This window comes from Streptomyces sp. JL2001 (assembly GCF_050917515.1).
Lineage (GTDB): Bacteria > Actinomycetota > Actinomycetes > Streptomycetales > Streptomycetaceae > Streptomyces.
The window spans coordinates 2,158,129-2,172,320 of record NZ_CP169421.1; the positions used below are offsets into that span (position 1 = coordinate 2,158,129).

Consider the following 14,192-nt stretch of genomic DNA (forward strand, 5'->3'; position numbering starts at 1 on the left):
CCGTCCGTTTATGTACCGTTTTGGATCGCCATGGGATCGCCGGGGTGTTCACTCTGCGGCGCGGGTAGGTCACTTGAGGGCGAGACCTGACCCCGGGGGACGGGCGCGGGCGGGCCGACGGCCCTGCCCCACCGACACGGATGGCGATTAGGGTGGGAAGGGCCCGCCCACGACGGCACAAGGGTGCGCGACCACACCAGGAGGCAAAGTGAACGGCGATCGGGACGAGATCCGGGGGGGCTGGAATCCGCCCGTCGACGATCAGTCCGACGCGGATCCCGCCGAGATGACGGGTGAGTTCACCATCGACTACACCCCTCCGGCCTGGTACACGCAGAACGCGTCGGGAGGTTCGGGCACGGCGGGCGCCACCGCCCCGCCGCCGACCGGTGCCCCCGTCGCCGTGCCGGGGCTCCCCGCGGGCAGCGGTTTCGAGCCCAACTGGGCTCCCGCGCCCCAGGCTCCCGCACCCTCCGCGCCGGTGCCTCCCGCGCCCGTTCCGCCGGCGCCGCACGCGCCTCAGGCACCGGCACCTCAGGCACCGCAGGCACCACTGGCTCCCGCGCCGCAGCCGCCCGTCCCGTCGGCGGCCGTACCTCCCACTCCTCCCGTACCGGCACCCGCCCCTCAGGCACCGGCGGCCCCGGAGCCCGTCACCGCGAGCGCGCCCGCCGACGGCGGTTCGCTCGGGGGCGGCGACCTGGAGAGCGGTGCCACCATGCGCTTCTCCCCCGCCGCGCTCCGGCGCGAGATGGCGGAGATCTCCGAGCGCGCCGAGAACGCCCGGTCCGAGACGCCCCCGGCCGCTCCCACGGTGGACGCGCAGACCGGTGACCTGCCCGCTGCCGCCGGCTCCGGCGAAGGCCCGGCCGACGGTGCGGACGGCGCCGCGGGCTCCGGCGCGAACGCCGAACCGGCGGCGGTCCAGGCCGGCTCCGGTGACGTGACCACCCCCTCCGACGACGCCGGCTCCTCCGCGGAGGCCGAGGCCGATGCCGCCGGCGCCGCGGACGCTCCCGAGGCGGCTCGGCCGATGCCCGCGGGCACGACGGACGACGGGTCCGAGGTTCCCGTGGCGGACACCGCGGGCGGCGACCCGGCGCGGCTCGGCCAGGAGCCGACCGACGCTCAGGCCGCCGACGCTCAGGTCGCCGACGAGGCGCCGCAGGACGGAGCGGCTCCGCTCGCGCCGGCCGCGGACGAGACCGCGGCGGCCGAGCCCCCTCAGGACGCCGTGCCGGGCGGGCAGCCCGCCGCGGCGCTGCCGCCCGCCCTGCCCCCGGCCCCCGAGCAGTGGAGCCCCGCCGCCCCGCAGGGCGGTGCCGGGCTGCCCCCGCTGCCGCCGTCCTTCCAGCCGGCCGCTCCCGCCGCCGCTCCGCAGTGGCCGGCGTCCGCGCCGCAGGGCGACCCGTCGGCTCCGCAGCCCGCGCCGCAGCCCGGAGCCGCACCCGCGCCGTGGCCCGCACCCGCGACTCCGGCCGCCGGCGCGCCCGTGCCGCCGCAGGCACCCGGCGGCTACGGCTTCCCGCAGCAGCCCACCGCCGACTCCCCCGCCCCGCAGGGCGGTTACGGGTTCCCGCACCCCGGGCAGCCGGGGCCCGCGCCCGTGCCGCCGCAGGCACCCGGTGGTTACGGCTTCCCGCACCCGGGCGCCCAGCCGCCGGCCGTCCCCGCACAGCCCACCCCCGCCGCCCCGGCGCCGCAGGCCGGCTACGGCTTCCCGCACCCCGGGGCCCAGCCCCCGGCCGTCCCCGTACAGCCCACCCCCGACTCCCCCGCCCCGCAGGGTGGTTACGGCTTCCCGCACCCGGGCGCGCAGCACCCGGGTGCCCAGCCCCCGGCCGTCCCCGGACAGCCCACCCCCGCCGCCCCGGCGCCGCAGCCCGGCTACGGCTTCCCGCACCCGGGCGCGCAGCCCCCGGGTGCCCAGCCCCCGGCGGCCGCCGGACAGCCCGCCCCGGGCTACCAGGCACCCGTGCCGCACCAGGACGTGTCGCAGGCGCCGGTCGATCCGCGGACCGGTGCCGCCTGGCCCACGCCGGTCACGCACGACCAGCGGGAGCGGTCCGTGCCCGGCGCCCCGCTCGGCTACAACGCCGCCGTGGAGCTGTCCTCCGACCGGCTGCTGCGCAACAACAAGCAGAAGGCCAAGTCCAGCCGGACTCCCGGCGCCTCGGCCCGGTTCAAGCTCGGCGGCAAGAAGGAGGAGGCGGAGCGGCAGCGCAAGCTCGACCTGATCCGCACGCCCGTCCTGTCCTGCTACCGGATCGCGGTCATCTCCCTCAAGGGCGGTGTCGGCAAGACCACGACGACGACCGCGCTGGGCTCGACCCTGGCGACCGAGCGGCAGGACAAGATCCTGGCGATCGACGCCAACCCGGACGCCGGCACGCTCGGCCGCCGGGTGCGGCGCGAGACCGGGGCCACCATCCGTGACCTCGTCCAGGCGATCCCGTACCTCAACTCGTACATGGACATCCGGCGCTTCACCTCGCAGGCGCCCAGCGGTCTGGAGATCATCGCCAACGACGTGGACCCGGCCGTGTCGACGACGTTCAACGACGAGGACTACCGGCGGGCGATCGACGTCCTGGGCAAGCAGTACCCGATCATCCTCACCGACTCGGGCACCGGTCTGCTCTACAGCGCGATGCGCGGTGTGCTCGACCTCGCCGACCAGCTGATCATCATCTCGACGCCGTCCGTCGACGGTGCGTCCAGTGCCTCGACCACGCTCGACTGGCTCTCCGCGCACGGGTACGCGGAGCTGGTGCAGCGGTCGATCACGGTCATCTCGGGTGTCCGCGAGACCGGCAAGATGATCAAGGTCGACGACATCGTGCAGCACTTCCAGACGCGCTGCCGGGGGGTCGTCGTGGTGCCGTTCGACGAGCACCTGTCCGCGGGCGCCGAGGTCGACCTCGACATGATGCGTCCGAAGACCCGCGAGGCGTACTTCAACCTGTCGGCGATGGTCGCGGAGGACTTCGCGCGGGCGCAGCAGGCCCAGGGCCTGTGGACCGGCGACGGCCAGGGCGGTCTGCCGCCGCACATGGCCCCGCCGATGCCCGGTCAGCCCCAGCCGTACCCCGGCCAGCCCGGCCAGCCCGGCCAGCAGCCGTACCCGCCGCACTACGGCCAGCCCGGTGTCCCGGGACAGCAGCAGCCGTACGCGCCCCAGGCCCCGCAGCCCGGGCAGCCGTACGGCGCCCCGGGAGGCCACCCGCAGGCCCCGCAGCAGCCGTACCCGCAGCAGCACGGCCAGCCCGGCCAGTACGCCGCTCCGCAGCAGCCGGGGCAGCCCGGAATGCCGCAGGGCTGGCAGCAGCAGCCCGCCCCGCCGCAAGCGGATCAGCAGGCTCCTGTACCGCCCGCCGGATGGCCGCAGCAGCAGCCTCCGCAGGCACCCCCGCAGGCTCCGCCAGCCCCTCAACAGTAAGGCGTCAGAGGACTGGACCAATGAGGCTCCGCATCGGCTCCCCGATGCGGAGCCTCATCGCATTCCCGCAGCCCACAAGGGGTTTGAGTCATCGTTGACGCATGTCGGCCACCGCTGATAGACCTTCGCTTCACCAGTTGGCGCCCCAAGATCCACGACGCGAGGTCACGTCCCATGGTCATGGTCACGAAGGTTCCACCCCGTCCGGTCGCCCCACGCAGACTCGTCCGACTCCTCCTCGCCGCAGGGGTCACCGCCACCACGCTGGCGGCCGTGCCGCAGGCCGCCCAGGCCGCGCCGGCCGCCGAGGGCGACGCCAAGAACGGCGGCAACACGCTCACCGTGGCGGTCTCCCAGAGCATCGACTCGCTGAGCCCGTTCCTCGCCCAGAAGCTCACCTCGACCAGCATCCACCGGTTGGCCTACGAGTACCTGACGAACTACGACCCGAAGGACGCCAAGCCCATCCCGGGCCTGGCGACCTCGTGGACGTCGTCACCGGACAAGCTGACCTGGACCTACACGATCCGCAAGGACTCGAAGTGGTCCGACGGGCAGCAGGCCACCGCCGAGGACGCGGCCTGGACCTTCACCAAGATGATGACGGACGAGAACGCCGCCACCGCCAACGGCAGCTTCACGGCGAACTTCAAGAAGGTCAGCGCACCCGACCCGCAGACGCTGGTCATCGAGCTGAAGAAGCCTCAGGCCACCATGACGGCGCTCGACGTGCCGATCGTGCCCAAGCACGTCTGGGAGAAGGTCGGCGACTTCTCGAAGTTCAACAACGACAAGCAGTTCCCGATCGTCGGCAACGGCCCGTACGTCATCACGGACTTCAAGGTCGACCAGTACATCAAGCTGAAGCCGAACAAGTCCTTCTGGCGCGGCGCACCGAAGTTCGACGAGCTGGTGTTCAAGTACTACAAGGACGGTGACGCGGCCGTCGCCGCGCTGCAGAAGGGCGAGGTGTCCTTCGTACCGAACCTCACGCCCGCTCAGGCCGACGCGCTGAAGACCGCGAAGAACATCAAGGTCAACGACGCCCCCGGCCGGCGCTTCTTCGCGCTCGCCACCAACCCGGGCGCCCGTTCCAAGGACGGCAAGACCTTCGGCAACGGCCACCCGGCGCTGCTCGACCCCGCCGTCCGCAAGGCGCTCTTCCTCGCCGTGGACCGCACCACGATCGTCGACAAGGTCTTCCAGGGCCACGCCGTCGAGGGCGAGGGCTACATCCCGCCGCGCTTCGGCTCCTACTTCTGGAAGCCCGGGGGCGCGCAGAAGCTGGCCTACGACCCCGCCAGGGCCGCGCAGGTCCTCGACCAGGCCGGGTACAAGAAGAACGGCCAGGGCAAGCGCGTCGGCAAGGACGGCAGGCCGCTGGACTTCCGGATCCTGTGTCACGCCACCGACCCGAACGACAAGGCGATCGGCAAGTACCTCCAGGAGTGGTGGGGCGAGCTCGGCATCGGCCTGAAGGTCGAGTGCCTCGACAGCGTCAGCGACCCCTGGCTCAAGGGCGACTACGACCTGGCCTTCGACGGGTGGTCGGTGAACCCCGACCCGGACTACGTGCTGTCGATCCACACCTGCGGCACCCTGCCGGCGACGCCGAAGGACTCCGGCGCCACCGACAACTTCATCTGCGACCAGCAGTTCGACGCGCTGTACGCGCAGCAGGCGGTGGAGTACGACGCCGCCAAGCGGGCGGATCTGGTGAAGCAGATGCAGTCCAGGCTGTACGACACCGGGTACATGAACATCATGGCGTACCCGAACGCCCTCGAGGCGTACCGAACGGACCAGATCAAGTCGATCACGACGATGCCGGAGGCGGCAGGCAACCTGTGGGGCCAGGACGGCTACTGGAGCTGGTGGTCGGCCGTGCCGACGGCCTCGGCCGGCGGTTCCGGCTCGGACGGCGGCTCCTCCACCGGAGTGATCGTGGGCATCGGCGCGGCCGTGGTGGTCGTGGTCGGTCTCGGCGTCCTCCTCGGCCTGCGGCGCCGCTCCACCGCCGACGACCGCGAGTAGTCCGTGACGACGGCAAGCACCCCCGCCGACGTGGCGCGGACCGGACAGGTCCGCGCCACGGACGGCGCCTCTCGCACCGGTACGGCCCTCCACTACCTCCGCTACGTGGCGGGCAAGCTGGGCGGCGCGGCGGTCTCGCTGCTCGCCGTGCTGGTCACCAGCTTCTTCCTGTTCCGGATCATCCCCGGTGACCCGGTCAAGGCGATGACGCACGGCATCCCGACCTCGGCCGAGCAGCTGGCGACCCTGCGCCGGCAGTTCGGGCTCGACCTGCCGCTGTGGCAGCAGTTCGCCGAGTACTGCACCAAGGCGCTGAGCGGCGATCTCGGCACCTCGTACCAGTTCCACGCCCCGGTCGGCGAGCTGATCGCGCAGAAGCTCCCCGCGACCCTGCTGCTGACCGGCGTGGCCGTCCTCGTCTACTCGGCGCTGGGGCTCTGGCTCGGCACCCGCTCCGCCTGGAACCACGGCGGGCTCGGCGACCGGGTGAACACCGGCCTCGCGCTGACCCTGTGGTCCGTGCCGTCGTTCTGGCTGGGCCTGCTGCTGATCATCGTCTTCTCCGTCGGCGTCGGTCCGATCCCGGGCCTCTTCCCGACCGGCGGCATGGAGTCGGGGACCGGCGAGACGGGCTTCGCGTACGCGCTCGACGTCGCCCACCACCTGGTCCTGCCGGTGGTCACCCTGGTCGCCGTCGGCTACGCCCAGACGCTGCTCGTGATGCGTTCCTCGCTGCTGGACGAGATGGGCAGCGACTACCTGACGACGGCCCGGGCCAAGGGACTGCGCGACGACGTCGTCCGGCGCCGGCACGCGGTGCCCAACGCACTCCTGCCGACGGTGACGATGGTCTTCATCAACCTGGGGCACGTGGCGGCCGGCTCGATCCTGGTCGAGACGGTCTTCTCGTGGCCCGGCCTCGGCGGCCTGTTCTACCAGGCGCTCAGCGTGCCCGACCTGCCGCTCGTCCAGGGCCTGTTCGTGGTCTTCGCCGGCGCGATGATCCTGATGAACCTGATCGCCGACCTGCTCTATCCGCTGCTCGACCCCCGGGTGGGCCGATGACGACGACCTCTCTGACGTGGACCCGGCGCAGGAACGCCGTGTCCCGCTTCTGGCGGCAGTACCGCGGCCACCGCGCCGGGCTCTACGGCCTGGCGGGGCTCGCCCTGATCGCCCTGCTGGCGGTCACGGCCCCGCTGACCGTCGGTGCGGACGTGCAGTCGGTGACGAACGCCCCCGGCACCGCGCTGGAGTCGCCGAGCGCGGAGTTCCCGCTCGGCACGGACCAGTTCGGCCGGTCCCTGCTCGGGCTGCTGATCTGGGGCGCGCGGATCTCCCTGCTGGTGGGACTGCTCGCGGCGACGCTGTCGGTCGCCATCGGCACCCTGGTCGGGATCATCGCGGGCCACTACGGCGGCTGGTTCTCCACCGTCGTCATGCGTGTCACCGACTGGTTCCTGGTGATGCCGACGCTCGTCCTCGCGATCGTGCTGGCCACGGTCATGGACCGGTCCATGTGGACGGTGATCCTGGCGATCGGCGTCACCAGCTGGCCGACCACCGCCCGGCTGGTGCGCGCGCAGACGATCGCGGTGGAGTCCCGGCCGTACATCGAACGGGCCACCGCGCTGGGCGGCGGGCACGGGCACGTCATGACCCGGCACGTGCTGCCCAACGTCATGCCACTGGTGCTCGCGCAGACCACGCTGGGCATCTCCACCGCGATCCTCACCGAGGCGACGCTGGCCTTCCTCGGGCTGGGCGACCCGACGGTGGTCTCATGGGGCGGCATGCTCCAGGACGCCCGGGAGGCGGGCGCGGTCTCCTCCGGCCACTGGTGGTACCTGGCCCCGCCCGGCATCGCGATCGCCCTCGTGGCGCTCGCCTTCACGCTGTGCGGACGGGCCATCGAGGCCGTTCTCAACCCGAAGCTGGGGGTGGGGCGTTGAGCCTGCTCGAAGTACGGAATCTGACGGTGACGTACGGCACGGGAGGGTCCGCCGTCCCCGCCGTGCGCGGTGTCGACCTGACCCTGGCGCCGGGACGCAAGCTCGGCGTGGCCGGCGAGTCCGGCTGCGGGAAGTCGACGATGGCGCTGGCGATGCTGCGGCTGCTGCCGCCCACGGCCCGGCTGACCGGCGAGATCCTGCTCGACGGCGAGGACGTGCTGGCGATGAAGTGGGGCCGGCTGCGGGCGGTGCGCTGGGCGGGGGCGTCGATCGTCTTCCAGGGAGCGATGCACTCGCTGAACGCGGTGCAGCGGATCGGCGACCAGATCGCCGAGCCGCTGCTCGTGCACGGGCGGGCGACCCCGGCCGCCGCGCGCACACGGGTCGGCGCGCTCCTGGAACAGGTGGGGCTGCCCGCGTCGCGGGCCCAGGCGTACCCGCACGAGCTCTCGGGCGGGCAGCGGCAGCGGGTGATGATCGCGATGGCCCTTGCCTGCGACCCGCGGTTGATCGTGGCCGACGAGCCGACGACCGCGCTGGACGTGATGATCCAGGCGCAGATCCTGCGGCTGATCGAGCGGCTGGTGGCCGACGAGGACATCAGCCTGCTGATGATCAGCCACGACCTGGCCGTGCTCGCCGAGACCTGCGACCGGCTCGCGGTGATGTACGCGGGCCGGGTGGTCGAAGAGGGCCCGGCGCGGGAGGTGTACGAGGCCGCGCAGCACCCTTACGGGCGGGCGCTGTCCTCGGCCTTCCCCCGGATCGGCGACCCGGCGTCCCGGCGGGCGCCGCGCGGGCTGCCGGGCGATCCGCCGGACCCGGCGGACCTGCCGGCCGGCTGCGCGTTCCACCCGCGCTGTCCGGTGGCGGTGGAGGAGTGCGGCGAGCGGGACCAGGAGCTGCGGGTGGCGGGCGCGGAGCGCCGGGCGGCCTGCGTACACGTCGGGAGCACGTCATGAGCACGGTGGTGTCGGACGCCTCGGCCCCGGAGCCCCCGGAGCCCGTGGGGCCTTCCCCGGAAGCGGACGGGGCTACCGCGGAGAAGAGCGGACCGGGTCCGCGGGCGGGCGCGGACGGGGACCGGGTGACGGGCCCGCTGTTGTCGGCGTCCGGACTGCACGTCACCTTCCCCGGGCGGCGCGGCGCGCCGGCCGCGCGCGCCGTGGACGGGGTGGACCTGGACATCGGCGCGGGCGAGATCGTGGCCCTGGTGGGGGAGTCCGGCTGCGGCAAGACGACGCTGGCGCGCTCGCTGCTCGGGCTGGTGCCGCCGACGTCCGGCGGGATCACCTTCGCCGGCGAGCCGCTGTCGTACACCTCCCGCGCCCTGAAGGCGTACCGGAAGCGGGCCCAGCTCGTCCTCCAGGACCCCAGTGGCTCGCTGAACCCGCGGCACACGGTCTACGAGGCGGTGGCGGAGGGGCTGCGCATCCACGGCTACCAGGGGGACGAGCGGGCGGCCGTGGCCGGGGCGCTGGCGCGCGCCGGTCTGCGCCCGCCGGAGCGCTTCTTCCTGCGCTACCCGCACGAGCTGTCCGGCGGGCAGCGGCAGCGGGTCGTCATCGCGGGCGCCCTGGTGCTGGAGCCCGAACTGATCGTCGCGGACGAGCCGGTGGCCTCGCTGGACGCGTCGGTGCGGGGCGAGATCCTGGCGCTGCTGCTGCGCCTGCGGGACGAACTGGGTCTGTCGGCGCTGGTGGTGACGCACGATCTGGGCCTGGCCTGGAACATCGCGGACCGGGTGGCGGTGATGTACCTGGGGCGGATCGTGGAGACCGGGACCGTGGAGTCGGTCCTGACGTCCCCTCGGCATCCGTACACGCAGGCGCTGTTGTCCGTGCTGCCCGAGTCGGGGACGGAGCCGGTGATCCTGACGGGCGAGCCGCCGGACCCCTCCCGAATCCCGTCCGGCTGCCGGTTCCACGCCCGCTGCCACGTCCTGGCCTCGGGCCGGGCCGCCGCGGTCGCGGACCGTTGCCGGGGCGAGGCCCTGCCGGTCCTGTCCGGTGACGGGACACGCGACGCGGCCTGCCACTGGGCGGCCGCCGGGAGCTGAGCGGGTTCCGGGGAGTCGAGCCGGCCGCCCGCCGCGCACCGGACGGGCGGGGGCCGGTGGCGCCCCGGCCCCGTCGCCCGGAGGGGACGGTTCTTACCGCAGGTCGTAGGCCTCGGTCAGCTCGCGGCACCGCTTGACGTCCGCCGCCATGGCGACGAGCAGGTCGTCCAGGGTGTCGAACTTCAGCATCCCCCGGACGTACGCGAGGAAGTCCACGGCCACGTGCAGGCCGTACAGGTCGAGTCCCTCACGGTCGATGGCGTACGCCTCGACGGTCCGCTCCGTGCCGTTGAACTGGGGGTTCGTGCCGACCGAGATCGCCGCCGGCATCCGCTCGCCGTCGGCCGTCAGCCAGCCTGCGTACACGCCGTCCGCCGGGATCGCCGTGTGCGGCAGGGTCTCGACGTTGGCCGTCGGGAAGCCGAGCTCGCGGCCCCGCTGCGCTCCGCGCACGACCACGCCCTCGACGCGGTGCGGCCGGCCGAGGATCTCGGCGGCACCCGCCATGTCGCCCTCGGAGACCAGCCGGCGGGTGAGCGTGGAGGAGAACGGATCCCCGCCGCCCGCGGTGCCGCTCACGTACAGGTCGATGACCTCGACCTCGTAGTCGTAGGTCGCGCCCAGTTCCGTCAGGAAGGCGACGTTGCCGGCCGCCCGGTGACCGAAGCGGAAGTTCGGGCCCTCGATGACGGCCTTCGCGTGCAGCTTGTCGACCAGGACCTTCACGATGAAGTCCGCCGGGGACAGCTGCGAGAACTCGGCCGTGAAGGGCAGGATCAGCACCGCGTCCACGCCCAGCTCCGCCATGAGCTCCGCCCGCCGGTGGTGCGGGGCGAGCAGCGGCGGGTGGCTGCCGGGCCGCACGACCTCGGAGGGGTGCGGGTCGAAGGTGACGACGACCGCGGGGACGCCCAGCTCGCGGGCGCGCTCCACCGCCCGTCCGATGATCAGCTGGTGCCCGCGGTGCACACCGTCGTAGGAGCCGATGGTGACAACACTGCGCCCCCAGTCCTGGGGGATGTCCTCCAAGCCACGCCAGCGCTGCACTGTGACCGCTCCTCGTCCGCCTGTTCGCCGATTACGCAGGTCTAAGACTGCCATGTCCCCGGCCGTCCGTTCGCATCGGCATGGAACTGCCGGGGCCCGACAGGGTACGGCGGGTGCTCGGGCCGACGAGCAGGGCCCAGTCGTCCGGAGCGGCCGACAGCCAGCCCACCAGCAGCACGCCGAAACGGGGGACTTCGCGCGCGAGCTCGACCAGGCGCCGGTCGAAGCGGGTGGCACCCTGCGGAGTGCGCACCAGGAGCAGCCCGACACTGTGGACGAGGTCCCGGGTGCGGCCTTCCGTGCGGCGCTCGCAGTCGAGGGCGGCGGCGCGCAGCAGGGCGTCGAGGACGGCGGGATCCCGCGTCCGGTCGTACTCGAAGTGGAGGAGTACGTCGAGGAGCTCGCTCCGCAGGAGCCGGGAGGCGCCGGTGCCGGGCGCGGCGAGGACGGGCGCCAGGGCACACCGGACCTCCGCCGGATGGCCCAGGATCAGGCCCGTGACCAGGGGGAAGAGGACGGCTCGGGCGGTGGGGCCGTCCTCGAGGCGGCGGTCGACGAAGGCGGCGACCGGCCCGGCGTTCTCGGGGTGGCGGCCGGCGTGGTCGCGGACGAGGGCGGCGGCCCGGCGGGCGAGGGCGGGCGTGGTGAGGCCGGCGAGGACGCGCAGGACCTCGCCGGCCCGCTCGGCCCCGGCGGTGTCCAGGCGGTCGCGGAAGGCGGCGAGGACCGGCTCGGGGTGGGTGGTGAGGGCGGCGGCGAGCGCCGCCGCCGGGACGGTCGGATCGGCCAGTGCGCGTGCCAGGTGCCGGGGACGGCTGTGCGGGTCGCGGACCAGCAGCCCGAGGGCGGGTCCGTGGAGGGCGGGATCACCGGGCCGGGCGAGCAGGGCGAGCGCGGCGTAGCGCAGGAGCTCGCGGTCGGGTCCGGTCGTGACGTGTCCGGCGACGAGGCTGCCGTACGCCGCGGCCGCCGCGCGCCGCTCCGGGCGGCCGTCGTCGTGCGCCCAGCGGTCGACGGCCCGGGCGACGGCGGCCGGCTCGTCCTCGGCGAGCGCGGCGAGCAGCCCTTCGGCCAGCGGGTGCGCGGTGGCGACGAGTGCCTCGCACAGGTCGTCGGCGGCGAGCCGGCGGTGGGTGTGGAGCAGCGCCTGGGCGGCGGTCGCGACCGTGGCGTGCGGGGCCGCGGGCAGCGCGCGCACGTCGGTGAACCAGCGGCAGAGCGCCGGCTGCACGTCCCGGGGCCGGGCGGCCAGCCGGGCGGCCACGGTGTCCAGGTACCGGGCCGGGCCGGCCGGGCCGCCGGGCGCGGGGTCGGCGGTCACGAGGCGCCGCAGCAGGTCCATCCGCTCGTCCTCGCCGAGGCGCAGCGCCTCCCAGAACGCGGGGTCGAAGGGGGCGAACACTCCGGACGGTCCGGGGGTGGGGGACGGTGTGCCGGACCCGACGGGCGGGACCGCGACGGGGCCGCGCGGCTGCGGGACGGTCGGGGGTTCCGGCCGCCGGCGGCCGATCCGGTCCGCCAGGAGGCGCAGGACCGGCAGGCAGGGCCGGGGGTCGGGCAGTCCGAGCAGGGTCCCGGCCAGCAGACGGGCCGCCCACCACGCCTCGTCGGTGCCGCCGAGGTCGGCGTCCGCGCGGCGGTCCAGGGATTCGGCCAGGGCGGCCAGCCGGGGCACGAGGGCCGCGGTGCCGTCGTCCCGGGCGAGCTGGAGCAGGGCCTGCAGGACCGGGCCGATCCGGTGGCGCGGGACGGGGGCGGCGCACGGGGGCCCGTCCGCGACCGTGGTCCGGTCGCGGTGGACCAGGGTGTGCAGGGCGCCGTCGACGTCGAGGTGCGCGCCCTGGAGACGGTCGGCGAGTTCCTCGTGGCCGAAGCGGTATCCGTCGCCCGCGGGCACGAGGAGGCCCTCGGCCAGGACGGCCGGCGCCCAGCCCGTGCTCCACGGGAAGAGCGTCTCGAAGGACGCGCGGTCGAGCGCGCCCTGCCCGGGGCCGAGGCAGCGGCGGGCGGCCTCGTGGACCTGTCCCGAGACCTTCGCCGCGAGCCGGCGCACGGCGGCGCCGCGCGGGACGGGGTGGCGGGCCGCGGCGATCCGCACCGCGATCCGCAGGCACACCAGGTCGAGGTGTGCGGTGAGGATCTCCGTGCGTCCCGGCCGGCCCGGCACGTCCGCGGGCAGTGCCGCCCGTACCTCGGCGAGCAGCCGCAGCGCGAGCGGGTGCCGGGCGTCCTCGGCGGCGAGATCGGTGTCCGCGAGCCCGTAGCGCTCCCGCGCGGTCCGTGCCTCCTCCTCGGACAGGTCGCCGAGGAGGACGGGGTCGGCGGCGCCGCCGGGCCCGTAGAGCGGCCGGGCCTGTTCCCAGTGCTCCGGCCGGCAGCCGAGCAGCAGCCGGACGCCGTGGGCGCGGAGCCAGCGTTCGGTCCCCCGTGTCCACGCGGCGAGGCGGGCGGCGAGGGCGGGCGGCATCTCCTCCGGGCCGTCGAGGACGACCAGCAGCGGTCGGCCGGCGTCCCGGGCGAGGGCGGCCACGCGCTCGGGGGTGGCGGTCGTGACGTCGCCGCGCGCGCCGGACGCGGCGACGATCCGGCCGGCCCGTTCCAGGGCGCGGCCGACGGCGGCGGCGACGGTGTCGTCGTCGGTGCGCAGGTCGGCGCCCCGCAGCCAGACGGTGGGGGCGGGCTCCGCTCCCCGGGCCCGGTGGGCGCAGTGGGCCGCGAGGGCGGTGGTCCGCCCGCTGCCGGGGACGCCGACGAGGGCGAGGACCGGGGCCGGGGCCGCCGCGAAGGCGGCGAACGCCCGCGTGCAGTCGGCCCGCTCGACGGGTACGGGCCACGGCTGCGGGGTGCCGTCGGCGGTCCGGTGGCCGGGGGCGCCGCCCGCGGCCCCCGCGCCGCCGGCGGTGGCGAGGGCGGTGCAGGTGGCGGTGAGCTCCAGGACGCCCGCCAGGTTCAGGTCGCGTCCGTAGCAGGGGACGGTGGCGGCGTTCTGCCGGAGCAGCGCCGCCAGCGGCCGGGCGGCCGCGGGCGGGACGGCGTGTCCGGCGGCCGGCCGGTCGCCGTGCAGCATCGTCCCGAGGACGCCGAGGACGGCGCCGGTGGCGGGGTCCAGGACGGGTCCGCCCGCCGCCCGGCCGCCGGGCCGCAGCGCTTCGGCGCCCTCGGTGCCGACGGCCAGGGCGAGGGCGTCGCCGATCAGGTGGCTGCGGCCGCCGGCCGTGTAGGTGGCGGGCCCGGTGCCGAGGACCCGGGCCTCCCGCCAGCCGTGGGCGGCGATCCGGACGTACTCGCCGGGCTCGGCCGCGGGCCGTTGCGCGATCGGCAGCGGGGGGACGCCGAGCCCTTCGGTGCGCACCAGGGCGAGGCCGTGCTCGGGCAGCGGGGTGACGGCGTCCGCCGCGGAGAGGCACGTCCGGGCGCCGGGGGCGTGCACGACGACCCGGGAGAGTCCGTCGACGACCTCGTGGGCGGTGACGACGGTGCCGCGGTCGTCGGCGAGGAACCCGGTCCCCCGGGGCAGTCCCGCCGGATCGCAGATCCGTACCAGTGTCGCCAGGTCCCCGCATGCCATGGGTCGACGTTAGGTCGGCGGTGATCACCGGGAGAAGCGCGCACCGCGAAAGCGCCCCGTCCGCTCCCCCGGTTCACTCCGAGCGCCTGCCCG

General features: G+C 74.9%; 8 protein-coding genes. 6 read left to right on the top strand and 2 right to left on the bottom strand.

The window, feature by feature from the left end:
* The first annotated feature begins 208 nt into the window (after positions 1-208).
* The 6 genes from ACE1OA_RS09330 (at position 209) to ACE1OA_RS09355 (ending at position 9,484) form a co-directional block, all read left to right on the top strand.
* On the top strand, positions 209-3,439 hold the full coding sequence (locus ACE1OA_RS09330) for an SCO5717 family growth-regulating ATPase (protein ID WP_432752626.1): 3,231 nt from the start codon (positions 209-211) through the stop codon (positions 3,437-3,439).
* Positions 3,440-3,619: 180 nt separating this feature from the next.
* Positions 3,620-5,473: an ABC transporter substrate-binding protein gene (locus ACE1OA_RS09335; RefSeq protein WP_384871560.1), complete on the top strand. Its 1,854-nt coding sequence runs from the start codon at positions 3,620-3,622 to the stop codon at positions 5,471-5,473.
* A 3-nt stretch (positions 5,474-5,476) separates the two neighbouring features.
* Positions 5,477-6,538 (top strand): ABC transporter permease, encoded by a 1,062-nt coding sequence (locus ACE1OA_RS09340; protein ID WP_356609358.1) that lies wholly within the window; start codon positions 5,477-5,479, stop codon positions 6,536-6,538.
* Entirely contained in the window at positions 6,535-7,425 is an 891-nt protein-coding gene (locus ACE1OA_RS09345; protein ID WP_147979965.1) for an ABC transporter permease, read from the top strand. The genes ACE1OA_RS09340 and ACE1OA_RS09345 overlap by 4 nt, the downstream gene beginning before the upstream one ends.
* Complete coding sequence (locus tag ACE1OA_RS09350; protein ID WP_356609360.1) at positions 7,422-8,387, top strand: ABC transporter ATP-binding protein; 966 nt, start codon at positions 7,422-7,424, stop codon at positions 8,385-8,387. The genes ACE1OA_RS09345 and ACE1OA_RS09350 overlap by 4 nt, the downstream gene beginning before the upstream one ends.
* Positions 8,384-9,484 carry an ABC transporter ATP-binding protein gene (locus ACE1OA_RS09355; protein ID WP_356609362.1) on the top strand — a complete coding sequence of 367 codons (1,101 nt, stop codon included), beginning with the start codon at positions 8,384-8,386 and terminating at the stop codon, positions 9,482-9,484. Before ACE1OA_RS09350 ends, ACE1OA_RS09355 begins: the two co-directional genes overlap by 4 nt.
* Positions 9,485-9,577: 93 nt before the next feature.
* On the opposite strand, the gene ACE1OA_RS09360 is transcribed toward ACE1OA_RS09355, so the two are convergent.
* Together ACE1OA_RS09360 and ACE1OA_RS09365 are read right to left on the bottom strand one after the other, a co-directional pair.
* Positions 9,578-10,531, bottom strand: a complete 954-nt coding sequence (locus ACE1OA_RS09360) for a bifunctional riboflavin kinase/FAD synthetase (RefSeq protein WP_356609364.1) — start codon at positions 10,529-10,531, stop codon at positions 9,578-9,580.
* A 31-nt stretch (positions 10,532-10,562) separates the two neighbouring features.
* Positions 10,563-14,099 (bottom strand): trypsin-like peptidase domain-containing protein, encoded by a 3,537-nt coding sequence (locus ACE1OA_RS09365; protein ID WP_432752627.1) that lies wholly within the window; start codon positions 14,097-14,099, stop codon positions 10,563-10,565.
* Positions 14,100-14,192: the final 93 nt, after the last annotated feature.